Origin of the sequence: Nonomuraea jabiensis, assembly GCF_014204795.1 — a bacterium.
GTDB classification, from domain to species: Bacteria; Actinomycetota; Actinomycetes; order Streptosporangiales; family Streptosporangiaceae; genus Nonomuraea; species Nonomuraea jabiensis.
The window spans coordinates 7,990,387-8,015,691 of record NZ_JACHMB010000001.1 but is presented as its reverse complement, the minus strand read 5'-3'; the positions used below and the strand labels follow the sequence as shown (position 1 = coordinate 8,015,691).

Annotated in this window: 20 protein-coding genes; 11 read left to right on the top strand and 9 right to left on the bottom strand. The window is 71.0% G+C overall.

Annotation, left to right across the window (positions count from 1 at the left end; genetic code table 11):
• The first annotated feature begins 1 nt into the window (after position 1).
• From HD596_RS36595 to HD596_RS36585, 3 genes are read left to right on the top strand one after another with little or no spacing between them, the layout of a single operon-like run.
• Positions 2-838 (top strand): glutamate ABC transporter substrate-binding protein, encoded by an 837-nt coding sequence (locus HD596_RS36595; RefSeq protein WP_185074063.1) that lies wholly within the window; start codon positions 2-4, stop codon positions 836-838.
• A gap of 3 nt (positions 839-841) precedes the next feature.
• Positions 842-1,510, top strand: a complete 669-nt coding sequence (locus HD596_RS36590; protein ID WP_185074062.1) for an amino acid ABC transporter permease — start codon at positions 842-844, stop codon at positions 1,508-1,510.
• Entirely contained in the window at positions 1,507-2,316 is an 810-nt protein-coding gene (locus HD596_RS36585; RefSeq protein ID WP_185074061.1) for an amino acid ABC transporter permease, read from the top strand. The genes HD596_RS36590 and HD596_RS36585 overlap by 4 nt, the downstream gene beginning before the upstream one ends.
• A gap of 268 nt (positions 2,317-2,584) precedes the next feature.
• Here HD596_RS36585 and HD596_RS36580 read toward each other — a convergent pair whose 3' ends face one another.
• The gene (locus HD596_RS36580; RefSeq protein WP_185074060.1) at positions 2,585-2,941 is read right to left on the bottom strand and encodes a hypothetical protein; all 357 of its coding nucleotides are present in this window, start codon (positions 2,939-2,941) and stop codon (positions 2,585-2,587) included.
• An 86-nt stretch (positions 2,942-3,027) separates the two neighbouring features.
• Between HD596_RS36580 and HD596_RS36575 the strand changes: the two genes are divergently transcribed.
• The gene (locus HD596_RS36575; RefSeq protein WP_185074059.1) at positions 3,028-4,356 is read left to right on the top strand and encodes an amidase; all 1,329 of its coding nucleotides are present in this window, start codon (positions 3,028-3,030) and stop codon (positions 4,354-4,356) included.
• A gap of 25 nt (positions 4,357-4,381) precedes the next feature.
• On the opposite strand, the gene HD596_RS36570 is transcribed toward HD596_RS36575, so the two are convergent.
• Entirely contained in the window at positions 4,382-5,737 is a 1,356-nt protein-coding gene (locus HD596_RS36570; protein ID WP_185074058.1) for a 6-phospho-beta-glucosidase, read from the bottom strand.
• Between the two features lie 10 nt (positions 5,738-5,747).
• Positions 5,748-6,521: a DeoR/GlpR family DNA-binding transcription regulator gene (locus tag HD596_RS36565; protein ID WP_185074057.1), complete on the bottom strand. Its 774-nt coding sequence runs from the start codon at positions 6,519-6,521 to the stop codon at positions 5,748-5,750.
• Positions 6,522-6,656: 135 nt separating this feature from the next.
• Between HD596_RS36565 and HD596_RS36560 the strand changes: the two genes are divergently transcribed.
• The 6 genes from HD596_RS36560 (at position 6,657) to HD596_RS36535 (ending at position 15,649) form a co-directional block, all read left to right on the top strand.
• Positions 6,657-7,847 (top strand): carbohydrate kinase family protein, encoded by a 1,191-nt coding sequence (locus HD596_RS36560; RefSeq protein ID WP_313045752.1) that lies wholly within the window; start codon positions 6,657-6,659, stop codon positions 7,845-7,847.
• A gap of 11 nt (positions 7,848-7,858) precedes the next feature.
• A complete protein-coding gene (locus HD596_RS36555; RefSeq protein WP_185074055.1) occupies positions 7,859-9,223 on the top strand; it encodes an ABC transporter substrate-binding protein in 1,365 nt (454 codons plus the stop codon).
• A gap of 2 nt (positions 9,224-9,225) precedes the next feature.
• Positions 9,226-10,116 carry a carbohydrate ABC transporter permease gene (locus HD596_RS36550; protein WP_185074054.1) on the top strand — a complete coding sequence of 297 codons (891 nt, stop codon included), beginning with the start codon at positions 9,226-9,228 and terminating at the stop codon, positions 10,114-10,116.
• Entirely contained in the window at positions 10,113-10,913 is an 801-nt protein-coding gene (locus HD596_RS36545) for a carbohydrate ABC transporter permease (protein ID WP_185074053.1), read from the top strand. Before HD596_RS36550 ends, HD596_RS36545 begins: the two co-directional genes overlap by 4 nt.
• A gap of 16 nt (positions 10,914-10,929) precedes the next feature.
• Positions 10,930-13,614, top strand: a complete 2,685-nt coding sequence (locus HD596_RS36540) for a sugar-binding protein (protein ID WP_185074052.1) — start codon at positions 10,930-10,932, stop codon at positions 13,612-13,614.
• A gap of 97 nt (positions 13,615-13,711) precedes the next feature.
• Positions 13,712-15,649: an alpha-glucuronidase gene (locus HD596_RS36535; protein WP_313045748.1), complete on the top strand. Its 1,938-nt coding sequence runs from the start codon at positions 13,712-13,714 to the stop codon at positions 15,647-15,649.
• 79 nt (positions 15,650-15,728) lie between these two features.
• Here HD596_RS36535 and HD596_RS36530 read toward each other — a convergent pair whose 3' ends face one another.
• Together HD596_RS36530 and HD596_RS36525 are read right to left on the bottom strand one after the other, a co-directional pair.
• Positions 15,729-16,913 (bottom strand): sialidase family protein, encoded by a 1,185-nt coding sequence (locus HD596_RS36530; RefSeq protein WP_185074051.1) that lies wholly within the window; start codon positions 16,911-16,913, stop codon positions 15,729-15,731.
• Positions 16,914-17,078: 165 nt separating this feature from the next.
• Positions 17,079-17,765, bottom strand: a complete 687-nt coding sequence (locus tag HD596_RS36525; protein WP_185074050.1) for a YesL family protein — start codon at positions 17,763-17,765, stop codon at positions 17,079-17,081.
• Positions 17,766-17,914: 149 nt separating this feature from the next.
• On the opposite strand from HD596_RS36525, the gene HD596_RS36520 reads away from it, so the two are divergent.
• Positions 17,915-19,021, top strand: a complete 1,107-nt coding sequence (locus tag HD596_RS36520; protein WP_185074049.1) for an RNA-guided endonuclease InsQ/TnpB family protein — start codon at positions 17,915-17,917, stop codon at positions 19,019-19,021.
• A 145-nt stretch (positions 19,022-19,166) separates the two neighbouring features.
• Here the strand turns inward: HD596_RS36520 and HD596_RS36515 are convergent, their stop codons facing one another.
• The 4 genes from HD596_RS36515 to HD596_RS36500 are packed head-to-tail and all read right to left on the bottom strand — an operon-like array spanning position 19,167 to position 25,014.
• Positions 19,167-20,804 carry an ABC transporter substrate-binding protein gene (locus HD596_RS36515; protein ID WP_185074048.1) on the bottom strand — a complete coding sequence of 546 codons (1,638 nt, stop codon included), beginning with the start codon at positions 20,802-20,804 and terminating at the stop codon, positions 19,167-19,169.
• A 27-nt stretch (positions 20,805-20,831) separates the two neighbouring features.
• Positions 20,832-21,707: a carbohydrate ABC transporter permease gene (locus HD596_RS36510; protein ID WP_313045742.1), complete on the bottom strand. Its 876-nt coding sequence runs from the start codon at positions 21,705-21,707 to the stop codon at positions 20,832-20,834.
• Positions 21,704-22,687 carry an ABC transporter permease gene (locus tag HD596_RS36505; protein WP_185074046.1) on the bottom strand — a complete coding sequence of 328 codons (984 nt, stop codon included), beginning with the start codon at positions 22,685-22,687 and terminating at the stop codon, positions 21,704-21,706. Before HD596_RS36505 ends, HD596_RS36510 begins: the two co-directional genes overlap by 4 nt.
• Positions 22,684-25,014 (bottom strand): beta-xylosidase/alpha-l-arabinosidase, encoded by a 2,331-nt coding sequence (locus HD596_RS36500; protein WP_185074045.1) that lies wholly within the window; start codon positions 25,012-25,014, stop codon positions 22,684-22,686. The genes HD596_RS36505 and HD596_RS36500 overlap by 4 nt, the downstream gene beginning before the upstream one ends.
• Positions 25,015-25,305 lie beyond the last annotated feature (291 nt).

The following is a 25,305-nucleotide window of genomic DNA, read 5'->3' as shown; positions in this document are numbered from 1 at the left end:
TATGTTCGGCAGGTCTCTCTACGCGACCTTCGCGGTGGTCGCGCTCACCGCCACCGCCACCGCCTGCGGCAGCGCCGAGGCCAGCAACGCCTCGATCGTCGACAAGGCCAAGAACGACAAGAAGCTCGTCGTCGGCGTGAAGGCCGACCAGCCGGGGCTGGGGCTGCGCACGCCCGACGGCAGCTTCACCGGCTTCGACATCGAGGTCGCCAAGTACGTGGCCAAGCAGCTCGGCGTGGAGGCCAAGGACGTCACGTTCAAGGAGACGGTGTCGGCCAACCGCGAGGCGTTCATCGAGCAGGGCCAGGTCGACATGGTGGTGGCCACGTACTCGATCACCGACGCGAGGAAGCAGAAGGTGTCCTTCGCCGGGCCGTACTTCGTGGCCGGGCAGGCCCTGCTGGTCAGGGCCGACGACACGGCGCTGACCGGGCCCGACAAGCTGAACGGCAAGAAGCTCTGCTCGGTCGCCGGCTCGACCCCGGCGCAGAAGGTCAAGGCGGAGTACGCCAAGGAGGTGCAGCTGCAGGAGGAGCGGACGTACTCGGCGTGCGTGGACCGCGTGCTCGGCGGCCAGCTCGACGCGCTCACCACCGACAACGTCATCCTCGCCGGCTACGCCGCCCAGTACGGCGGCAAGCTCAAGGTGGTCGGCCAGCCGTTCAGCACCGAGAAGTACGGCATCGGGCTGAAGAAGGACGACACGGCCGGGCGCAAGGCGATCAACGACGCGCTGGAGAAGATGTTCGCCGACGGCAGCTGGACCAAGGCGCTGCAGGCCAGCGTCGGCGCCTCCGGCTTCACCCTCCCGCAGGCCCCGCAGCTTGAGCGCTACTGATCCATGGAAGCACTGCTGTTCGAACGCGACACGATCTTCGCCGCGTTCTGGATGACGATACGGCTGACGGCGGTCAGCGCGCTCGGCTCCCTCGTGCTGGGGACGCTGCTGACCGCCATGCGGGTGGCCCCGCTGGCCTCCCTGCGCGGCGCGGCCAACTTTTACGTGACCATGATGCGCAACACGCCGCTCACGCTGGTGCTGATGTTCACCGGTCTCGGCATCGGGGCGCAGCTCGGCGTGGAGCTGTCGGACGACATCGCGACCAACAACTTCTGGCTCGCCGTCATCGGTCTGACCGCCTACACCTCGGCGTTCGTCTGCGAGGCCCTGCGGTCGGGGCTCAACACCGTGCCGGTCGGGCAGGCGGAGGCGGCCCGGTCGCTCGGGCTGGGCTTCACGAAGACGCTGGGGCTGATCACGCTGCCGCAGGCGTTCCGCGCCGTGGTGGCGCCGCTGGGCAGCATCATGATCGCGCTGACCAAGAACACCACGATCGCCCTCGTGGTCGGCGTGGGTGAGGCGTCCGTGCGGATGCGGGAGATGATCGAGACGTACGGGGACCAGGTCCTGGAGATCTTCCTCGGCTTCGCCGCCGGGTTCGTCCTGCTGTGCCTGCCGATGGGGCTGCTGTTCGGCTGGCTGTCGCGGCGGATGGCGGTGGCCCGATGAGCTACGCGAACCTTTACGAGCCGCCCGGACCGCGCGGGATCCGGCGCAACCGGCTGCTGGCGGGGGTCGTCGCGCTCGTGCTGCTGGGGCTGGCGTACGTGGTCTACGTGCGCTTCGACGCCAAGGACCAGTGGGCGGCCGACAAGTGGACGCCGCTGCTGCGCGGGGACGTCTGGGCCACGTTCATCCTGCCGGGGCTGGCCGGGACCATCGGCGCGGCCGTGGCGGGGGTGGTGCTGGCGGGCCTGTTCGGCATCGTCTTCGCCACCGCCCGGCTGTCGGACCACCGGTGGATCCGGGTGCCCGCGGCCGCGGTGGTGGAGTTCTTCAGGTCCGTCCCGCTGCTGCTGCTGATCTTCTTCGCGTTCTTCGGCTCGTACATGCTGATCGGCGTGAACATCTCGGCCTTCGCCGCCGTCGTCTTCGGGCTCACGCTCTACAACGGCTCGGTGATCGCGGAGATCATCCGGGCCGGGGTGCAGAGCCTGCCCCGCGGCCAGTCCGAGGCGGCTCACGCCATCGGCATGCGCAAGGGGCAGGTGATGCGCCTCGTCCTGCTGCCGCAGGCGTTCCGGACGATGATGCCCGCCATCGTCAGCCAGTTCGTGGTGCTGCTGAAGGACTCGGCGCTGGGGCTCATCGTGGGCTTCGACGAGCTGGTGAACCGGGGGTTGAACGGGATCGCCGCCAACTTCAAGAACACCATCCCGGCGGCGATCCTCATCGCGGCCATCTTCATCCTGATCAACCTCTCCCTGGACCGCCTGGCCACCCGCCTGTCCGTCCGCCTGGGCACCTCCCGCTGACCCTCCCCTGCCGGCCGCTTTCCCCCGGCCCCCTTCAGCCCGCGCACGGCCCACCTCTCGCCGTGCCCGGCCTCGCGCCCGTCGCGCCTCGCCCACCGGCGACGCGCGGGGCGCCTGCCACTCCCGGCACACCCACGGCCGGGCGCGGTACGCCGACCCGCCTCACCGGCCCCGGCACCATCCGCCGAGCTCATCACCAGGCCCGGCCTTCCCAGGGACCCGCGGCCCGGACGGTGGACCACCGTCCGGGCCGCGGTCCCACGAGCGGCTACGGCCCCTCGGGCGCAACCCGCTCCCTCCCGAAGGACGCCGACCACGAGCGGCGGAGTGCCGGGAGCCAGGGCGCCGCGGCAAGAGCGGTGAGCAGGACCAGCAGCGGCGTCCGCCACCACGAGACGGTCGCCGGCGGCGCCGGAGGCGGCCGGGACACCCACGGCCGCGCCGTCTTCGCCCAGGCCAGGAACGCCAGCTGCCGCCGCACCCCGGGCGGCTCCCCCGACGTGCCCGCGGTGGCGGGCACGGTCAGCCGTACGGCACCGGCCAGCGCGCACGCGCTCACCACGACGGCGAGGACCAGCCGCACCCGGCCCCACGTCCGGCGGGCGGCTGACGGCGGCGGGGGCATTCGCTGATCTTAGCCCTGCGGTGGAAGGTCCGATGTGCGTGGTGTTCAGTGGGATCCGTCAGCCGACGACCGCTCGAAAGGACCCCATGCCGCTCTCCCCCGGCCCCTTCACCGGCCGCACCATCACGAGCCTCGCCCAGGACCTGCGCGAAGGCCGGACCACCGCCGTCGAGCTCGTCGAGCAGGCGCTCGCGGCCATCGCCGAGCGCGACCCCGCGCTCGGCGCGTTCGTCACCGTGGACGCCGACGGGGCGCTGGCGGCGGCGCGGCGGGCGGACGCCGAGCTGGGCACGGGCACCTACCGGGGTCCGCTGCACGGCGTGCCGGTGGGTGTGAAGGACTTGTTCATGGTCGCAGGGTTGCCCGCGACGATGGGTTCGCGGCATTTCGCCGGGTACGTCGCGGACACCGACGCCGAGTCCGTGACCCGGCTGCGCCGGGCGGGGGCCGTCGTGGTGGGCAAGACGACCACCCACGAGTTCGCGTACGGGCCCACGGGCGACCGCTCGGCCAACGGTGCCTCGCGCAACCCGTGGGATCCGGAGCGCATGTCGGGCGGCTCCAGCGGCGGCAGCGCGGCGGCCGTGGCGGCGGGCCTGGTGCCGCTCGCGCTCGGCACCGACACCGGTGGATCCGTTCGCATCCCGGCTGCTCTGTGCGGGATCGCCGGGTTCAAGCCGGGCTATGGGGCGATCTCGGCCGAAGGCGTGTTCCCCCTGGCGCGCAGCTTCGACCACGTCGGCGTCCTGGCCGGTGACGAGCAGGACTGCCTGCTCGCCTACCGCTGCCTGGCCTCCGCCCAGCTGCGCGAGGACGCCGGTCCCGCGCGGGTGGCCTGGCTGGATCCGTCGGAGCTGTTCGACGGGGATCCGCGCGTGGTGGACGCGGTACGCGCGGTCGCGGAGTCCCGCCTGGCCCGCTCGGGACTGGAGGAGGTGCGGCTGCGGGCGGGGCTGGGTGAGGAGTTCCGCGAGACGTACACGGTGATCCAGAGCTGCGAGGCGGCGGCCGTGCACGTGGCCCGGATGGCGCAGGCGCCGGAGCTGTTCGATCCCGAGCTGCTCGAACGCCTGCGCACGGCCGCGGAGATACCCGGCTGGCGGTACGTCGCGGCCGTGGCCGCGCGGTCCCGGCTCGTCGAGGCCGCGGCGACGCTGTTCGAGCGGCACGACGTGCTGGCGCTGCCCACGGTGCCGATCACCGCGCCGCTGCTCCAGCAGCGCGAGACACAGGTGGACGGCCGGACCGTCGCCGTGCGGCCCGCGCTGCTGTCCATGACGAGCCTGTGGAACGTGCTGGGCCTGCCCGCGCTGACCGTGCCCGCGGGCACGGTGGACGGGCTGCCCGTGGGGCTGCAGCTGGTGTGCCGCCCCGGGCGCGAGCTGCGGCTCTTCGAAGCGGCCGGCATGGCGTAAGGCGACGCTCCAGCGTGACAGCGCGCTAGCCCGCGTCGGAGGAGCCCGGGATGGCGGCGGCCAGCTCCGGGATGCGCGCCCGGTAGCCGTCGAGCAGCTTGCGGGCCGTGGCGACCGAGTCGACCAGCGGGTGCAGCGCGAACGCCTCGACCGCCAGCCGGGCCGAGCCGGACCTGGCGGCCTCGATGGCGGTCTGCTCCACGGCCTTGACCTGCTGCACGAGACCGAGGAAGCGGCCCGGCAAGGGGCGGGTGGCCAGCGGCCGGACGCCGGCCCCGTCCACCGCGCACGGGATCTCGACGACCGCGTCCGCGGGCAGGCCGGGCACGGCGGCGCCGTTGCGCACGTTGAGGATCATGGACGTGGGCTCGCCGCGGGCGATGGCGGCCATGAGGGCCAGGGCGATGCCCTCGTAACCGCCGGCCTCCAGGTCGGCGGTGTCTCGCGCGCCCGCGGAGGTGGGTTCGCGGGCCTCGGCCATGTACGACTCGTCGCGCAGCCTGCGCGCCCTGACCCACTCCGCCAGCGCCTCCTCGGGACGCGCCCGCACGGCGGCGTAGAAGTCGTCCTGCTGCCGGACCAGCGACTCCCCGCGGGTCTGCCCGGAGATCGCGGCCACGGACTCCCGGGTGAAGTAGTAGTAGTAGAGGTACTCGTTGGGCAGCGCGCCCAGCGTGCGCACCCAGTCGGCGCCGAAGATGCGCGCCTCCTCGACCTGCCGCAGCGCCGCGTCGTCGGCCAGCAGGCCGGGCAGCACGTCGCGTCCCTGATAGGTGAGGCCGCGCAGCCAGCCGAGGTGGTTGAGGCCCACGTAGTCGGGCGACACGCGCGAAGGGTCGAGCCCGAGCGCGACGGCGGCCCGGCGGATCAGGCCGATCGGGGAGTCGCAGATGCCGATCACGCGGTCGCCGAGCACGTGCCGCATGGCCTCGGTGATCATGCCGGCGGGGTTGGTGAAGTTGATGACCCACGCCTGGGGCGCGAGCGCGGCCACCCGCTCGGCGACGTGGAGCGCGACCGGGATGGTGCGCAGGCCGTAGGAGATGCCGCCGGGCCCGGTCGTCTCCTGGCCGAGCAGGCCCAGGTCGAGCGCGACCCGCTCGTCGGCGGTGCGCCCGGCCAGGCTGCCGACCCGGATGGCGGAGAAGACGAACGTGGAGTCGCGCAGCGCGGTGTCCAGGTCGGTGGTGGTCAGGACCTCCGGCGGGTCGTCGTGCCCGGCGGCGAGCTGGCCGAGCACGTGCCGGATGGCCTCCAGCCGGTCCTGCGACACGTCGTACAGGACCACCTGCTCCACGCGCGGCTTGGTGGTCTCGCGCAGCAGCGCGCCGTACACGAGCGGGACCCGGAAGCCGCCGCCCCCGAGAACGGCCAGTCTCATCGATACCCTTTCACGTGAGCAGGATCTCGGCGCCGGCGGCGGCGCAGTTGCGCAGCGTCGCCTCGTCGGCGCCCTCGTTGGTGACGATCACATCGACGTCGTCGGGCCCGCACACCCGCAGCGCGCCGGTGCCCGGGAACTTGTGCCGGTCGACGAGCAGCACCACCTGGCCCGCCGCCGCGATCATGGCGCGCTTCAGCGGCACCTCGGCGAGCGTGGTGTCCACGAGCTGCCCGTCCGGCCGCACGCCGCTGGCACCCAGGAACACGCGGTCGGCGACCACCTGGCTCAGGGCGGCCTCGGTCAGCACCCCGACGAGCGAGTGGTACGGCCGCCGCAGCGCGCCGCCGAGCAGCAGCAGCTCGACCTCCGGGTCGGAGCGCAGCACGTCGAGCACGGCGAGGCTGGAGGTGACCACGGTGACGCGGCGCCCGCGCAGCCGCCGGGCCAGCCGCATCGTCGTCGTGCCGATGTCGAGCAGGACCACGTCGCCGTCCTGGACGAGCTCGGCGGCGCGGACCGCGACCGCCTCCTTGTCCTGCTCGTCCACCTCGGCCACCTCGGCGAACGGCCGGTCGGCGTCGGCGTCGACCGTGACCTCGCCGTCCAGGAGCAGGGCCCCGCCGCGCACGCGCCGCAGCGTGCCGTCACGGTCGAGCACCTCGAGGTCCCTGCGGATCGTGGACGGGCTCACGCCGAGCTGGCTGGCGAGATCGCTGACGCTGGTGGCGCCTGAGAGTCGGACCCGGCGCATGATCTCGGCATGCCTGAGGCGCTGAAGCACGGCGCGAGTGTATCAGTCAAAATCGCGCAGGAGTATGCAGCTTTGCCCGAAAACTCCCAGAAGAAGACTTGAAGTGCGCGGGCAAACGTGCAAGATTGCGCAGAGCTGTATATGTGTCGGGGAGGACTCATTCCCGTGTCTCATCAGGTGTACGACCCTCTCGCCGCCGAACGCACCCCGGACGGGCCGCAGTTCGACGTCTTCCTGGCGGGCACGGTCTTTCTGGACATCGTCTTCACCGGTCTGCCCGCGATGCCCGCGGCCGGAACCGAGATCTGGGCCGAGGGCATGGGCTCGTGCCCCGGCGGCATCGCCAACCTCGCCATCGCGACCAGCCGGCTGGGCCTGCGCACCTCGCTGGCCGCCGCGTTCGGCGACGACGACTACGGCGACTTCTGCTGGCGCACGCTGGAGGAGCAGGAGTCGGTGGACCTGTCCAGGTCGCGGCGGTTCGAGCACTGGCACTCGCCGGTGACGGTCTCCATGGCGGTCGACCGCGACCGCAGCATGGTGACGCACGGCCACCCCTCGCCCCTGCCGGCCTCGGAGATGATCGGCAACCCGCCGCGGTCCAAGGCGGTGATCGTGTCGCTGTCCACCGACGATCCGCTCGACTCGCCGAACAGCCCGTGCAACTGGGCCGAGCTGGCGCGCCGCGACGGCGCGCTCATCTTCGCCGACGTGGGCTGGGACCCGTCGGGCTCCTGGTCGGCATCCTTGCTGGACCAGCTCGCGCTCTGCCACGCGTTCATGCCCAACGCGGTCGAGGCGATGGCCTACACCGGCGCCGACACCCCGCGCGACGCGCTCTACGCGATCGCCGACAAGGTCCCCGTGGCCGTGGTGACCGACGGGGCCAACGGCGCGATGGCCATCGACTCCGTCAACGGCGAGGAGGCGTTCGTGCCCGCTCCGCGGGTGACGGCGCTCGACCCGACCGGCGCGGGCGACGTCTTCGGCGCGGGGTTCGTGCTCGGCACGCTGTCGCGCTGGCCGCTGACCGACCGCCTGGCGTTCGCGCAGCTGTGCGCGGCGCTGGCGGTGCAGCAGTTCGGCGGCTCGCTCGCGGCGCCCGGCTGGGGCGACATCGCCGACTGGTGGCACGAGGTCCGCGACTCGGCCGACCACAGCGGCGCCTACGGCAACTCGCTGGCCCGCCGCTACGCCTTCCTCGACAAGCTGGTGCCCGCCGTGCCGGTGGGCGCCGTGCGCCGCGCGGCCGCGACCATCGCCCGGTACGCCGACGTCGGCCCCAAGGTTCCCAGCACGCGGCCGAAGCCGCCCGAGGACGAGGACCCCGAACACGCCTCGCGTGCCCGCGCCTAAGGAGTAACACCATGAACCCCCCGCTCCGAGCGCTCGCCGTGCTCGCCACCACCGCTCTGGCCGTGACCGCGTGCGCCCCCGGCTCCTCCGCCCCACCGTCGGCCACCGCCGCGCAGCCCTCCGCCTCGGCGGTGCGCACCGACGCGGCGGCGCTCGGCAACGTCACCCTGACGATCTGGGACCAGGAGGTACGCGGCGGGCAGGCCGCCCAGATGAAGCAGCTCAACGACGCCTTCCAGGCGAAGTACCCGAACATCAAGATCAACCGGGTGAGCCGCTCCTTCGACGACCTCAACACGACCCTGCGCCTGGCCCTGAGCGGCAACGAGCCGCCCGACATCGTGGAGGCCAACAACGGCCGCTCGTCGATGGGCGCGTTCGTCAAGGCCGGGCAGCTGCGCCCGCTGGACGCCTACGCCGAGGCGTACGGGTGGAAGAAGCGCTACCCGCAGTCGGTGCTGCGCTATTCGAGCTACAGCGCCGACGGCAAGACCTTCGGCGAGGGCAACCTGTACGGCCTGCCGCAGGTCGGCGAGGTCGTCGGCATCTTCTACAACAAGGCCAAGCTGGCCAAGCTCGGCGTGCAGCCGCCCGCGACGTGGGCCGACTTCGACGCCGCGCTGGCCAAGGCCAAGACCGCCGGCGAGGTGCCGATGCAGCTGGGCAACCTCGACAAGTGGCCGGCCATCCACGTGTTCGGCACGGTGCAGAGCCGGGGCGTGCCCGCCGACCAGATCAGCACGCTGGCCTTCGGCCGCAAGGGCGCCTCGTGGAACACGCCGGAGAACACCAGGGCCGCCGAGGAGCTCGTCGGCTGGGTCGACAAGGGCTACTTCAACAAGGGCTTCAACGGCCAGGGCTACGACCCGGCGTGGCAGGCGTTCGGCAAGGGCGAGGGCGTCTTCCTGATCGGGGGCACCTGGCTGCTCGCCGACCTGCAGAAGGCGCTGGGCAAGGACCTGGGCTTCATGCTGCCGCCGGGCGCCGCGGCCGGTGCGCCGCCCGTGGCGACCGGCGGGACCGGGCTGCCGTTCGCGATCACGGCCAAGAGCCCCAACCCTGACGCCGCGGCGGCGTACATCGACTTCATCACCAACGCCGACGCGATGAAGGTGCTGACCACCACCGGCAACCTGCCGGTCGCCGACACCGCGCAGCAGAGCGTCCCGGCGGGGCCGCAGCAGGACGTCTTCACCGCGTTCGGCACGGTCACGGCGAAGGACGGGCTGGTGCCGTACCTCGACTACGCCACCCCGACGTTCGCCGACACGCTGGGCGCGGCGCTGCAGGACCTGCTGGCCAAGAAGCAGACCCCGCAGGAGTTCCTGGCCACGCTGGAGAAGGACTACAAGACCTTCGTCGAGAGCAACGGCTGAGCATGGCAGCAAGAAGCGCGGGGCCTCCTGGAGAGCCTCGCCGCGTCGCCTACCTCTACCTGCTGCCGGCCTTCGCCGTCTACGCGGCGTTCCTGCTCTATCCGATCGGGCGCGCGGTGCAGCTGTCGCTGTACGACTGGGACGGCCTGTCGCTCGGCCGCTGGGTCGGCCTGGACAACTACCTCGCGATCGTCTCCGACGAGGGGCTGCGGGCGGCCTTCGGCCACGCGCTGGTGCTGGTCGTCTTCTACGCGGCCGCGCCGCTGGCCATCGGGCTGGGGCTGGCCGCGATCCTCAACCACGCCAAGGTGCGCGGCCTCGGCTTCTTCCGCACGGTCGTGTTCCTGCCGCAGGTGGTGGCCATGGTCGTGGTGGCCGTGGCCTGGCGGCGGGTCTACGCGCCCGACGGCACGCTCAACAGCCTGCTCGGCGCGCTCGGGCTCGACTCGCTGACGCGGGGCTGGCTGGGCGACTACACGTTCGCGCTGCCCGCGGTCGGGGTGGTGGGCACGTGGTTCGAGACCGGGCTGGTGACCGTGCTGCTGCTGGCCGGGATGAGCCGCATCCCCGGCGAGCTGTACGAGGCGGCGCGGCTGGACGGGGCGGGCGCGGTCAGGGAGTTCTTCGCGGTCACGCTGCCGTCGGTGCGCGGGGAGATCGCCGTCGCGCTGACGCTGACCGTGATCGCCGCGCTGCGCACGTTCGACCTGGTGTACGTCACGACGCGCGGCGGGCCAGGCGACTCGACGTCGGTGCCGTCGTACGAGGTCTACCACCGGGCCTTCGGGCTCAGCCAGATCGGCTCGGCCGCGGCCATCGGCGTCACGCTCACGGTGGTCATCTTCGTGATCTCGTTCGGGATCAACCGGTTCGCCGACAGGAGGGTGTCGTGATCTCGCGGGGCGAGCGGCTGGCCAACTACGTGATCCTGTCGGCGTTCGCCGCCTTCGCGCTCTTCCCCATCGTGACGATCCTGGCCGCCGCGCTCGGTCCCGCCGACAGCGGGGGCACCTCCGGGCTGGGCAACTTCGCGGCGGCGTGGGAGATCGGGCGGTTCGGCACGTACCTGCGCACCAGCCTGGCGGTGTCGTCGTTCGTCGTGGTCGTGAGCGTGGTGCTGTCGATCCTGAGCGGGTACGCGTTCGGCACCATGCGCTTTCGCGGCCAGTCGGTGCTGTTCTACCTGTTCATGCTCGGGATCATGATGCCGAGCGAGGCCATCGCGGTGCCGCTCTACTTCGACCTGCGCTCGCTCGGCCTGATCGACACGTTCTGGTCGGTGGCGCTGCCGCAGGTGGCGCTGTCGGTGGCGTTCGGCACGTTCTGGATGCGGGCCTACTTCCGGGCCTCCAACCGGGCCATCGTGGAGGCCGCCCGCATCGACGGCGCCTCGACGTGGCGCATCCTGTGGCAGGTGCTGGTGCCGCCGGCCCGGCCCGCCGTCGTCACGCTGACCGTGCTGGTCTTCATGTGGACGTGGAACGAGTTCCTCATCCCGCTCATCATGGTCACCAGCGAGTCGCTGCGGACCGCGCCGCTGGGGCTGGCCTTCTTCCAGGGCCAGTACACCTCCGGCTTCACCCTGCTGGCCGCCGGCTCCGTCATCGTCGCGACCCCGGTCGTGATCTTCTACTTGTTCCTCCAGCGTCACTTCGTCCGCGGCCTGCTCCAAGGGGCGGTCCGCGAGTAACTGTTCCGGAGGTTCCATGCGTAAACGCCTGTCCCTGGTGCTGGCCGCCACGGTCGCGCTCGCCCTCTCACCCGCCGTTCCCTCCGCCGCCTCCACCGCCGGCGCTCCGGTGGACCTCGACGCGCTGTTCGTCGGGGCCCACCCCGACGACGAGGCGTTCAGCCTGTCCACGCTCGGCCAGTGGAACGAGGACCACCGCGTACGCACCGGCGTCGTCACCGTCACCCGCGGCGAGGGCGGCGGCAACGCCGTCGGGCCCGAGGAAGGCCCGGCGCTCGGGCTGCTGCGCGAGTCCGAGGAGCGGGCGGCGGTCGGCAAGGCGGGCGTGCGCGAGGTGTTCAACCTCGACGACGTCGACTTCTACTACACGGTGAGCGCCCCGCTGACCGACCAGATCTGGGGCGCGGACACCCTGGAGAAGGTCGTGCGGGTGGTCCGCCAGACCAGGCCCGAGGTCATCCTGACCATGGACCCGGCGCCCTCCCCCGGCAACCACGGCAACCACCAGCAGGCGGCGCGGCTGGCCGTGCAGGCGTTCTACGCGGCGGCCGACCCCAAGGTGTTCCCCGAGCAGATCACCCGCGAGGGGCTGCGCCCGTTCGCGCCGGCCCGGCTGCTGCTCGGCGGCGGGCGCGGCACCTCCCAGATCGGCCCGTCCTGCGCCTCGACCTTCCGCCCGGCCAACCCCGCGCAGAACGTGTACGGCGTGTGGAGCGGACGCCCCTCCCAGGCCCAGGGCAAGACGTGGGCCGCGATCGAGCGCGACGCCCAGCGCACGTACGCCTCCCAGGGCTGGGCCGTCTTCCCCGACATGCCGTCGGATCCCAACCAGCTCGGCTGCGACTTCTTCACGCAGGTGGACTCGCGGGTGCCGTTCCCCGAGCCCGGCAGCGCGGCGGCGGCCGCGCCCACGGCGATCCTCGACGGCGCGCTGACCAGGGCGAGCGGGGCGGTCCCGCTGGGCACCCTGTTCGGGCTGCGCACCAGCACGTTCGACGTCCGGCCCGGCACGCCGTTCACCGTCAAGGTCAGCGCGACCGCGCCGTCCCGCGAGCCGCTGGGCCGCTCGTCGGTGACGCTGGGCGTGCCCGCGGGCTGGCAGGTCAGCGGCTCGGGCGAGCTGGGCGGGCTCACCGCCGGGCGCACCGGCACGGCGACGTTCACCGTCACTCCCACGACCGGCACCGGGCGGGCGCGCGTCTCGGCCACGCTGACCACCGAGCGGGGGCGCGGCTACACGGACCGGCAGGTCGAGCTCAGCCCGCCCGTACGGGCCGGGCAGCAGCTCCTCCCCCAGGTCGCCCAGTACGAGAAGTGGACCTCCGAGGTCGGCGTGCCGCAGCTGCGCGGCATCGTCACCCCCGTGCTCACGCTGCCCTCCGGCGGCTCCCGTCAGGTCGGCGTCGTGGTGACCAACCTCAGCGACGCCGCCAGGTCGGGGACCGTGCGCGTGGACCTGCCCGCCGGGTTCACCGCGGACCGCGTGGAGGCTCCCTACAGCGACCTGGCTGCCGGGGCCTCGACGACGGTGCCGTTCACCGTCACGAACTCCGACCCGTCGTTGAAGACGTCCAACCAGGGCGGCGACTACGCCTACACCATCAGCGTGGACGGCGCGGTCGCGAGCAAGCCGGCGCTCGAACTGGTCCCGGCGGCCTCCGTGCCGCAGGCGTCACCCACCGTGGACGGCGTGGCGGGCGACGGCGAGTACCCGGGGCCCGCGCTCGACATCTCGCGGCTGTGGGAGGGCACAGCCTGCTCGTCCGCGGCCGACTGCTCCGGCACGGCCCGGCTCGCGTGGCACGACGACACCCTCTACCTGCTGGTCCAGGTGCAGGACGACGTGCTCGGCACCCGGCTGGCCGCCGCCGACTGCAAGCGGCACTGGCGTACCGACGCGGTGGAGGTCACGCTCGACCCGCGTGGCACGTCCGAGAACACCTCGACCACCTTCAAGGCCGCGGTGCTGCCGGTGACGGCGGGTTCTGATGTCGCCGGGTCCGCGACGACAGGCCCGCCGTGCTTCCTGCGGGACGCCGACAACCGGCAGGGGCCGGGCGAGCAGACCGCTCCCGGCATGCGGGTGGCCTCGAAGGTCGCCTCGGGCGGGTACACGGTGGAGATGTCGATCCCCCTGGAGCTCCTGCCCGGCTCGATCGACCCCGCCCACCTCGGGCTGAACATCCTCGTGTACGACTCCGACACCCAGGACAAGACCGGCCAGACCCGGATCGGCTGGTCGACGTGGGGCGGCGTGCAGGGTGACCCGTACCGGTGGGGCGTGGCCACGCTGGCCGGCTACCGGCCGCCCGCGGACCGGCCGGTCCCCGACCCGGTGATCCCCGACACCGCCCTGTCCAGCCTGGACTCGCCGCAGTCGCTGGAGCAGGCGGTCCGGGTGCACGTCCCGCTCGCGGGCGGCCCGGCGGCCAAGGAATCGGAGAGCGGCCAGGCCGTCTCCGCGACCACCGGCCAGGAGGGGGCGAAGGTGACGCTGCGGGCGAACGCGCCTGGTAAGGCGCACCTGTTCGTCCGCGACGCCCAGGGGACGGCGGGCAGCCGCGTCGTCACGGTCTCCCGCAAGGGCGTCACGACCGTCACCGTGCCCCTGACCCGCGCCCTGGCCGCCCACCCGGCGGTGGTGGCGGGCTGGGAGGCGCCCGGCGGCGGCACGGCGGCCTCGCAGGTGAAGGTCCGCTGAAGCCCGGTCCTGCCCGCCTCCTCACACGGGGGCGGGCAGGCCATCCCTGATCGGGTTTCGGTAGATTCATCCCTCGGTGACCGACCGAAGGAGCCTCGTGACCATTCCCGAACTGACCGACGTCCACGCGGCGTGGCTGCCGCCCGAGGCGTTCCGGGCGATCGGTTCCCGCCGTACCCTCGTGCAGGCCGACGGGCCGCTCGCCGAGACCGTGCGGGCGGAGGTCGAGCGGGCCCGCGCCCGGTACGGCGGCGCCGCCGAGGGCCCGTACGACCTCGTGCTGAGCCTGAACGCGGCCGAGGGCGCCGACGGGTACGCGATCGCGCGGCGGGACGGCGTCACGACCGTGACCGGCGGCGATCCGGCCGGGCTGCTGTACGGGTTCTTCCACGTCGTACGGCTCGGCGAGGCCGCGTTCGGGCCCGACAGGGAGCCGGAGCACCACCGGCCCGCGATGCGCCGGCGCATGCTCGACCACTGGGACAACATCGACGTGCACCCGGTGATGGGCCAGGTCGAGCGCGGTTACGCGGGCGGGTCGATCTTCTGGTCCGACGGCGCGCTCCGCCCGGACCTGACCCGCGTGCGGGCCTACGGGCGGCTGCTGGCCGCCTCCGGCGTCAACGCGGTCGCGATCAACAACGTGAACGTGCACGCCACCGAGGCCCGCCTGCTGACCGACCGGCTCGGCGAGGTGGCCGCGATCGCGGCCGAGCTGCGCCCGTACGGGATCCGCGTGCACCTGTCGGTCAACTTCGCCTCCCCAATCGCCCTCGGCGGCCTGCCCACCGCCGACCCGCTCGACGAGGGCGTGCGCGCGTGGTGGGCGCGGACCACCGAGCAGGTGTACGCGGCGATCCCCGACTTCGGCGGGTACGTGGTGAAGGCCGACTCGGAGGGCCAGCCGGGCCCGTTCGCGTACGGGCGCACCCACGCCGACGGCGCGAACATGCTCGCCGAGGCCCTGGCCCCCTTCGGCGGGGTCGTGCACTGGCGGGCCTTCGTCTACAACCACCGCCAGGACTGGCGCGACCGCTCGACCGACCGCGCCCGCGCCGCCTACGACCACTTCGCCCCGCTCGACGGCCGGTTCGCCGGCAACGCGATCCTGCAGGTCAAGCACGGTCCCATGGACTTCCAGACGCGCGAGCCGGTCTCCCCGGTGATCCTGGAGATGCAGGGCACCCGCCTGGCGGTGGAGCTGCAGGTGACGCAGGAGTACACCGGCCAGCAGCGGCACGTCTGCTACCTGGCCCCCATGTGGAGCGAGATCCTCGCGTTCGAGAACGTCGCCGAGACGGGCGACCTGGTCGCGGTCTCCAACGTGGGCGACGACCGCTACTGGACCGGCCACCCGCTCGCGCAGGCCAACCTGTACGCGTTCGGCCGCCTCGCCTGGGACCCGGGCCTCGACCCGGCCGCCGTCCTCGACGAGTGGATCGACCTCACCTTCGCCTGGCCCGGCGAGTCGCTGCGGCGCACCCTGCACGCCATGATGGACGGGTCGTGGCGCACGTACGAGCGCTACACCGCGCCGCTCGGCGTCGGCTTCATGGTGCGCCCCGGTCACCACTACGGGCCGGACGTGGACGGCTACGAGTACACGCCGTGGGGCACGTACCACTTCGCCGACCGCGACGGCGTGGGCGTGGACCGCACGCGCGCCACCGGCACCGGCTTCACCGGCCAGTACCCGCAGCCGTGGTCGGACATCTACGAGTCGCTCGAGCGCTGCCCCGACGAGCTGCTGCTGTTCTTCCACCACGTCCCGTACGGGCACGTGCTGCACAGCGGCTCGACGGTCATCCAGCACATCTACGACACGCACTTCGCGGGAGCGGAGGAGGCGGCCGAGATACGGCTTCACTGGGAGAAGCTCGCCGACACCGACGCCGTCGACCCGGACCTGTACGCCCGGGTCAAGGAGCGGCTCGACGAGCAGGTCCGCTGCGCCGAGGAGTGGCGCGACCAGATCAACGCCTACTTCTTCCGCAAGTCAGGCGTGCCCGACGCCCGCGGCCGGCACATTTCCTAGCAGTGCTCTGTCAGGTCAGCGTGTCGTGGGTTGCTGGGGCGATGCGAGGAGTTTGAGATGGCGGAGCGCCTGGGGGCGGCTATCCCGGCGGCGGTTCCGGGCGGCCGTTGGCGACCCAGGTGGGGTGGAAGCGGCGGAAGATGATGCTCATGTTCTTGTCGCTGCCCGAGCTGTTCTGCTCACCCCACTCGATGGCCGCGCCGACCTGATTGTCGGCGGTCTGCAGCATGCTGGAGTAACCCCCTTCGACCCCGTTCACGTTCGGCCTGCCGTCCCGTCCCTTCGGCTGGGGCGCGGGGAAGTCTCCGAGCAGGCGGGTGTACGGCCAGCCGACGCCGTCGTCATAGCTCATCCAGACGCGCATGGGGGCCCGGCTTCGGGAGTCGCCGCCCGGGTGGGGGCCGAGGAACAGGATCCGGTTCGGCGACCCGGCGAAGCGCAGCGTCGAGGCCTGGCAGTCGGGATCGGGCAGGACCCGGCCGTCCGGCTCGAGGTGATCGGCGTAGCCGGAAAAGCCGCCGTCGAGGGTGCCGGTGGCGACCAGCCGCTTGAGCAGCGGCGGATCGCCGGCGTTGGCGAACCTGGCACGATCGTTGCGATAGAGGTCGCCGCTGAACCTCTGCAGGATCGTGGCCTCGTCGGTCTTGGTGACACCGGTGTTCGTCAGCTCCTGGTAGTGCCAGTCAGTATCCCCTGGCCGCTTGTAGATGTTGCGCCACTTGGCCGGGATGACCAGGGTTCCATCGGTCATCTTGATGCCGGCGCCGGGGCCGATCGAGTCGTTGAACCATCTCCTGTTCAACGGATCGCTCGGGTCCTTGTGCGGTTTGAGCGTGTCGGTCTTCTCGGTGAGGGTCCAGCCGCCCGTGGGCAGGCCGTTGGCGTCGGTGGCCGACGAGGCCAGCCACACCTCGCGGTCGTCCCAGCTGTCGAAGTCGCCGACGCTCTTCCAGCCGGCTGCCATCCGGTTGAAGAACAGGTAGACGGTCTGCCCGTCGAAGACCGCGGTGGGGTTGCCGACGGCGTCCGGCCACCCGGTGGCCACCGCCTTGATCCCGGACCAGGTGCCGGGCTTGCCGGAGTCCCTGGAGGTCTTGTAGATGAGGTCGATGTTGCCGTAGTCGTCGTTGTCGCCGACCCGGCCTTCGGCGAAGGCGATGACCGTGTTCCCCTTGGTACGGATCACCGCCGGCGCGCGGAAGGAGTGGTAGTCGACCCGGTAGGTGCCGCTGACGTAGGCCTCGTTGCCTCCGTCGAAGAGCACTTCTGCGGATGGTGTGGACGCCGCATCGGCCGGAGCCGCTACGAGGAGGCTCGCGGCGACCAGTGCGACGGCTGCGAGCAATCGGACGCGTAAAGGTCTCACCGTCCGAAAAGTACAACTATCTGTTGATCTTGGGAAATCTGGGACAGAAGAGACAGCAACTGGCTAGGCGGTGAAGCGCTCCCGGACCTCGGCGATCATCGGGCGGCTGTTCCACAGGAGCGCCGCCGCGAACACCGAGGCCAGCAGGGCGGGCGCCAGCTCGGTGGCGACCATCGTGATGCCGCCCGCCACGATCAGCAGCGACGCGTTGCCGAGGGCGGCCTTCGGGTGGCGCATGAGGAAGTACGACGCCAGCCGCGCCACGTCCACCGCCCGGAACGCGAACAGCGACGTGATCACCAGGGCGTTGGCGGCCCACAGCAGCGCCGCCAGCGCGACGAGCACGAGCAGCACCGCCCACCACCCCGGGACGCCGGCGACGGCGAAGTTCGCCAGGTTCGTCCCGACGACGGCCAGCGCGACCAGCCACGGGACCCAGATCTTCAGCACGCCGCGCACGTTGGCCTTGTAGCCGCGCCAGAACGCCGCCGCCGGATGGAGATCGGTCAGGTCCCGGCTGCGGTGGCGCAGCGCGTAGAGGGCGGCCGACAGCGCGGGGCCGAGCGGCAGCGCGCAGGCCGCCACCAGCGGCACGTTGGCGGCGTCGCCGCCGAGCAGGGTCAGCGCGATCAGGCCCGGCGCGGTCGCGACGAGGAACAGGCCCTCGACCACCAGCAGGCTGTAGATCAGCGTGGCGGCGCGCGAGAGCGGGCCCTCGCCGAAGCGCCGCCGCGCCGACACCTCGCTCATCGGATACCTCCAAGGAAACCTCCGCCATCAGGCGGAGAGGGAATCGTACTCCTGTGGAGCAGGGCAGGACGAGGCGTTTCGCCGCAAGGCGGACCGCCGTTCGCGCTAACAGCAGGGCTCTTAACCGATGTCGCCTTGGAATGCGAGGCATGACGCAGCCGGTGAAGCGGGCCTACAAGTACCGCTTTTATCCGACCTCCGAGCAGGCCGAAGAGCTCGCCCGGACGTTCGGCTGCGTGCGCCTGGTCTACAACAAGGCGCTGGACGAGCGGACCCGCGCCTATGCCCTGCAGGGCCGTCGCGTCTCCTACGTGGAGTCCTCGGCGGCGCTTACAGCCTGGAAGAGGACCCCCGAGCCGGCCTTCCTTGCCGAGGTGTCCAGCGTTCCGCTCCAGCAGGCACTGCGACACCTGCAAGCAGCGTTTGCGAACTTCTTCGCCAAGCGGGCCAGGTATCCGACGTTCAAGTCCCGCAAGAAGTCCCGGGCGAGCGCCGAGTACACCCGCAGCGCGTTCCGCTGGCGCGACGACCGGCTCACGCTGGCGAAGATGGACCAGCCCTTGGCTATCGTGTGGTCGCGGCCTCTGCCGCAAGGCGCGGAGCCGTCCACGGTCAATGTTTCCCGCGATGCGGCTGGCCGCTGGTTCGTGTCGATCCTGGTGGAGGAGAGGATCTCCCCACTGCCCCCAGTGGAGACCCCTGTAGGGGTGGACGCGGGGATCACTGCGCTGGTCACGCTTTCCACCGGCGAGAAGATCGTCAATCCCCGACATGAACGCCGCGACCGGCGCAAGCTCGCCAAGGCCCAGCGTGAGGTCTCCCGAAAGACGGAAAGGTCGAACAACCGAGCCAAGGCCCGGCTCAAGGCGGCTCGCGTGCACGCGCGGATTGCCGACCGGCGCCGCGATTTTCTGCACAAACTGTCCACCCGGCTTGTTCGCGAGAACCAAGTGATCGCCGTGGAGGACCTGACCGTCCGGAACATGGTCAGAAACCACCGCTTTGCCCGCGCCATCTCCGACGCGAGTTGGCGAGAGTTGCGCTCGATGCTGGAGTACAAGGCCGCCTGGTATGGGCGGACGTTGGTGGCGGTGGACCGATGGTTTCCCTCCTCCAAGCTGTGTTCGGCGTGCGGCGCGCTGGCCGGGAGCATGCCGCTGACCATCCGGGAGTGGACATGTGCCTGTGGTGTGGTTCACGATCGGGATGTCAACGCTGCCAAGAACGTGCTCGCCGCCGGGCTTGCGGAGAGCTGAAACGCCTGTGGAGCTGATGTAAGACCTCAAGAGGAGTTCTCCTCCGCGGGCGATCGGTGGTGAAGCAGGAAGCCCAACCCGTGAGGGTTGGACTCCCCTCGCTTTGGAGGGAGAGGAAGTCAACGGCTCTCCTCTCCCAGGACCGTCAGCCGTGGTCCTTCTTGAAGCGCTCGTAGGCGGAGTTGACGAGGCTGATGTAGGAGGTCATGTTCTTGCCCTCCAGCTCCTTGACGTAGGCGTCCCACTCGCTGAGGTCACGCTCGCCGAGGACGAACTTGAGCGTCTGCTGGGTGACGTAGTCCTTCAGCGGCGTCTCCCACAGCGTGGCCTGCTCGCGCTCCTCGTCGTTGAACGGGTGCGGCGGCTCGACCGGCCAGGGCTTCCTGGCGTTCATCACGTCCTGGAAGGCCACCTCCTCCTCGGAGAAGGTGGAGTTCAGCAGCTTGGTGGTGCCGCCGTAGGCGAACACGCCGTTGGAGAAGCCGAAGTCCTTCTGCAGGTGCTTGGGCGCGCCGGGGTTGAGGCCGACGAAGTCGATGTCCTTGGCGATCTTGTAGGTGCCCGAGGCGTCCTTGGTGTACGTGGTGCCCTCGACGCCCCACTTGGCGAACTCCTCGCCCTGGTCGGAGTACCAGAGCCAGTCGATGAACTGCATCATGGCGACGAAGTTCTTGTTCTCCAGCGCCTTCTTGGAGATCATGACGCCGTTCTCGAGCCGGGTGCCGATCTTGTAGTCGCCGACCGGGCCCATGAGCACCGGGATCTTGGCGACCTTCGCGCCGGGGACGAGCTTGGTCAGCGTCGGGCGGTAGTCGTTGACGATCGACTGCGCGTTCGCGCTGATCACGAACGACTTGCCGGAGTTGAACTTCTGCTTGGCCTGCTCGTCCTGCTGGGTGAAGCTCTCCGGGTCGAGCAGCTTCTCCTTCACCAGCTTGGCCAGGTACTCCAGCATCTGCTTGTACTGCGGCATCGCGCCGGTGTAGACGAACTTGCCGGCCGTGGAGTCGAAGGTCGCGTGCTGGTACTCCCAGCCGCCCTTGGCGCCGTAGGCCTGGGCGACGAGCTTGAACAGGTTGCCGCCCGGCGTGGGGACGCCGAACCGGTCGGTCATCGGGTAGAGGTCCGGATATTCCTTCTTCAGCGCCTTGAGCACTTCGTACAGCTCGTCCCAGGTCTTCGGGACCGCCAGCTTGTGCTTCTCCAGGATGTCGGTCCGCACCGCCAGGGAGTAGTCGACCCAGACCTCCTCGTGGAGGCCGGGCAGCAGGTAGATGCGGCCGTCGGCCTGGCGCAGCGTGTCCAGCTCCGCCTCCATCTTCCACTTGGCGACCTTGTCCTTGAAGTTGGGCATCAGGTCGAAGTAGTCGCTGACCGGCAGGATGGCGCCGGAGGAGACGAACGCCTCCTCGGCCGGGTGGTAGGTCTTCGGGATGATGAGCGGGGCCTGCCCGGAGCCCACCAGCAGGCCGCGCTTCTTGTCGTAGTCGCTGAGCGGCACCTCGACCGGCTTGAGCGTCACGTTGGTCCGCTTGGTCAGCTCCTGCCAGAACAGCCAGTCGCTCTTGTCCGGGTAGAACGGGTGGTTGTTGTAGAGCACGTCGAACGAGATCGGCTCGGTGGCCTTGAACTGCTGGTTGACGCCGTAGTTGGCCATCGCGCCCGCCTTGTTCGCGGACACGTCGGCGGCCTTCTTCGGAGCCTCGTCCTCGCCGCAGCCGGCGACGGCAAGAGTGAGCGCACCCAGCCCGAGGAGTGCCTGACGGCGGGAGATGTGCTGCATGGGGGGATCCTTTCGGGTGGACAGTGGTTAACCCTTGACCGCGCCGAGCATGACGCCCGAGACGAAGTACCTCTGCACGAACGGGTAGACCGCCAGGATGGGGAGGACGGTGAGCATGATCGTCACCGACTGGATGTTGGCCGCCGCCGCCGAGGCCTCGCTGAGCGACGCGCCCGCGGACTCGGCCCCGGTGGCGCCCGCGATGAGGTTGCGCAGGTAGATGGTCACCGGGAACATGTCGGTCTTGTTCAGGTAGAGGAACGCCGTGAACCACGAGTTCCAGAACGAGACCGCGTAGAACAGCACCATCGTGGCGATGACCGCCTTCGACAGCGGCAGCACCACCCGCCACAGGACGCCGTAGGTGTTCAGGCCGTCGATGGCGGCGGCCTCCTCCAGCTCGTGCGGCAGGCCCTCGAAGAAGGCCTTCATGACCAGGAGGTTGAAGACGCTGATGGCGTTGGGCAGGACGATGGCCCAGATGGAGTTGGTCAGCCCGAGGCCGTTGACCAGCACGTAGTTGGGGATCAGGCCGCCGGAGAAGATCATGGTGAAGACGGCGACCCAGATCAGGAACGTGCGGCCCTTGAGGTGCTTCTTGGACAGCACGTACGCGTAGCACGTCGTCAGCAGCATGGCGATCGCCGTGGCCACGACGGTGTAGACAATCGTGTTGCCGTAGTTCGTCCAGAACATCGAGTCCGACACCACGAGCTTGTAGGTCGTGATGTTGAACCCGCGCGGGATGAGGTTGACCTGCCCGCCGACGATGTAGCGCTCCTCGCTGAACGAGCGGGCGAGGATGTTGAGGAAGGGGTAGAGCGTCACGATCACGACGCCGGTCAGGATGACGGCGTTGACCACCTGGAAGGCGCGGTAGCCACGGGTCTTCTCGATGGTCACCACAGGCTCGTCCCTACTGTGCGGCGGGAGATCAGGTTCGCCGAGAGGATCAGCACCACGCCGACCAGGGCCTCGAACAGGCCGATCGCGGCGGCGTAGCTCAGGTTGCTGGACTCCACGCCCATCCGGTACAGGTACGTGGAGATCACGTCCGCGGTCGGATAGGTCAGCGGGTTGTACAGCAGCAGGACCTTCTCGAAGCCCACGGCCATGAACGTGCCGATGTTGAGGATCAGCAGCGTGACCGCCGTCGGCCGGATGCCCGGCAGGGTGACGTGCCAGATCTGCCGCCACCGGCCGGCGCCGTCCATCCGGGCCGCCTCGTAGAGCTGCTCGTCGATGGTGGTCAGGGCGGCCAGGTAGAGGATGGTGCCCCAGCCGACGGTCTGCCAGACCTCCGACGAGACGAAGATCGTACGGAACCACTCCGGTTTCTGCAGGAACGCGGTGGGCTCCCCGCCGAACACCTTGACGATCTGGTTCACCGGCCCGTCGATGGCCAGCATCTGCATGACGATGCCGGCCACGATGACCATCGACAGGAAGTGCGGCAGGTAGGACACCGACTGCAGGAACCGCTTCACGCGCCGGTTGCGCACCTCGTTGAGCAGCAGCGCCAGCACGATCGGCAGCGGGAAGCAGAACAGCAGGGTCAGCGCGCCGAGGACGAGCGTGTTGGTGAACACGGTCCAGAACGACGGGTCGTTCAGGAACATCTTCACGTACCGCAGGCCCACCCAGGACTCGCCGAAGATGCTGCCGCCGGGCTCGAACTTGCGGAAGGCGATCACGTTGCCGAGCATCGGGAGGTACCGGAAGATCGCGAAGAACAGCAGCGGCAGGATCGCCAGCGAGTACAGCTGCCAGTCGCGGCGGATCGCATGCCGCCACGTGCCGGGCTTGGTCCGTCTGCGCCGGCCGGGCGCCGGCCCCGCCGCCCGCACGTCTCGCGGCGGATTGTCCAACGACGTTGTGCTCATCCCGCTCCTTCCCGTGTGATACGAGCCGTGACCAGCAGGTTCCTGTCGTGCCCGAGCTCGCGCTCGGCGCCGGTCAGGCGCAGCGGCACGGCCGCCACGCCGCCTGTCTCGGCGTCCCCGCTGGAGCGCCCGAAGCGCAGCTCGACGTCGCCGGGCTCGACGATGCGCCGGCCGCGCACGCCGGTGAACGAGGCGGCGTCGGCCGGGACGGTGAACTCCACGCGTGCGGCCTGCCCGGCCTCCAGCGGGACGCGGGCGTAGCCGACCAGCCGCACCACGGGCCTGGTGGTCTGCGCGACCGGGTCGTGCAGGTAGAGCTGGACGACCTCGGCGCCGGCCCGCGATCCGGTGTTGCGGACGTTCACTCCGACGGTGACCTCGCCGTCCACCGGCCACTCGGCCGCGCCCGTGTCGAGGGGCTCCCACTCGAACGTGGTGTAGCTCAGCCCGTGCCCGAACGAGTACGCGGGCGTCGGGTCCACCGACGACACCTCCGTGCGGTGGCCGAGCCACGGCGACAGGTAGGTGGCGGGCAGGCCGCCGGCGTCGCGCGGCACGCTGACCGGCAGGCGGCCGGTCGGGTTGACGGCGCCGGTGAGCACCTCCGCCAGCGCCTGGCCGCCCCGCTGGCCGGGGAAGAAGCCGTAGACGACGGCCGCGGCCGCGTCGAACTCCGGGCCCAGCGCGTACGGCCGCCCGGCCAGCAGCACCAGGACCACCGGGGTGCCGGTCGCGAGCACCGCCCGGACCAGCTCGGACTGCACGCCCGGCAGGCGCAGGTCGGCGGCGTCGCAGCCCTCGCCGGAGGTGCCGCGCCCGAACAGCCCCGCCCGGTCGCCGACGGCGAGCACGCACACGTCGCTCTCCGCCGCCGCGGCGACGGCCGCCGCGATCCCGGAGGTGTCGTCGCCGGTGATCTCGCAGCCCGGCTCGTACGCGAGATCCGGGACCAGCGCGCCGAGCGCCTCGCGCAGCGACGGCAGGTCGAGCCCGAGCCCGTGCTCGGGGTGCGGGCCCACGTGCGCGGGGAAGGCGTAGCAGCCGAGCATCGCCATCGGGTCGTCGGCCACCGGACCCACGAGCGCCACCCGCCGGCCCGGGGCGAGCGGCAGGACGCCGCCGGTGTTGCGCACCAGCACGATCGCCTCGCGCGCCAGGCGCAGCGCGAGCTCCTGGCTCTCCTCGTCGTCGAGCCGCACGTCGGCGGCGTCGCCGGGCAGCGGCCGCCAGTCCTCGTCGAGCAGCCCGAGCTCGGCCTTCTGCGCCAGCACCCGGGTCAGCGCGCGGTCGATGAGCGCCTCGTCGACCTGTCCCGACTTCACGGCCTCGATCAGCGGGGGGCCGAAGGTGTCGACCGTGGGCAGCTCGACGTCGATCCCGGCCCGCAGCGCGAGCCCGGCCGCGTCCGCGGCCTCCGCCGCGACGCCGTGCAGCTTGTGCAGGAACCGGATGGAGAAGTAGTCGGCGACCACCGTGCCCGCGAACCCCCACTCCTCGCGCAGCAGCCCGGTGAGCAGGTCCTCGTCGGCCGCGACGGGGACGCCGTCGATCTCGGCGTAGGAGTTCATCACCGACCGGGCGCCGCCCAGGCGCAGGGCCATCTCGAACGGCGGCAGGATCACGTCCGCCAGTTCCCTGACTCCCATGTGGGCGGGGGCGAGGTTGCGGCCGCCCCGGGAGGCGGAGTAGCCGGCGAAGTGCTTCAGGGTGGCGACGACGCCCGCCCCCTCGATCCCGCGCACGTAGGCCGCGCCGACCGTCCCCACCAGGTAGGGGTCCTCGCCGATCGTCTCCTCGGTACGGCCCCAGCGGTAGTCGCGGGTGACGTCGAGGACCGGGGCCAGGCCCTGGTGGACGCCGGCGGCCCGCATGGACCGGCCGATCCGCCCGGCCACCTCCTCGATCAGCTCGGGGTCGAAGGAGGCGCCCCAGCTCAGCGGCGCCGGGTACACCGTCGCCCGCCAGGCGGCGAATCCGGTCAGGCACTCCTCGTGGACCTGGGCCGGGATCCCGAACCTGCTGGCGGCCACGATCTGGGCCTGCGAGGCGGCCAGCGAGCGCGCGCCGGCGACGGGATCGACCGGCGCCGTGCCGAACGGGCGGGTCAGCTGGCCCAGCCCGTGGGCGATGACGTCGCTCCACTCCACTCCCGCCATGTCGGCCTGGTGCGGGGCGACGCCTCCCCCTGACGCGTCGGCGCCCACCCAGACGCCCACGAGCTGGGCGACCTTCTCTTCCAGCGTCATGAGCGGGATGAGCGCCTCGGCCCGCTCGGCGGCAGTCAGCCGCGCGTCCCGCCACTTGTCGATTGGTACCTGGCCCCTCATGCCACCCTTTCGGCTCTTCGCCGGCCTGCTGCCGAAACTTTCAAGGAATTCCCGTTAATATTGCGGCAACTTATGGGTCAGGGTTTCGGCGTGTCAAGGGGGTGCAAACTGTTATATTTGCGCTGATCACCGCGGGGTCAGGCTGGCATTCGACGCCTGCGTTTCCAGAAAGTTTCCGGATGTACCGTCGGCAAGTTGCCGTTCGGCCATGCTCGGGTCAGGGAGTCCGTCAGAGTGCGGGCCGACTGCGGCGGGCCGAGGAGCAGAGAGCTTCCGAGGCAATCGTCCCTT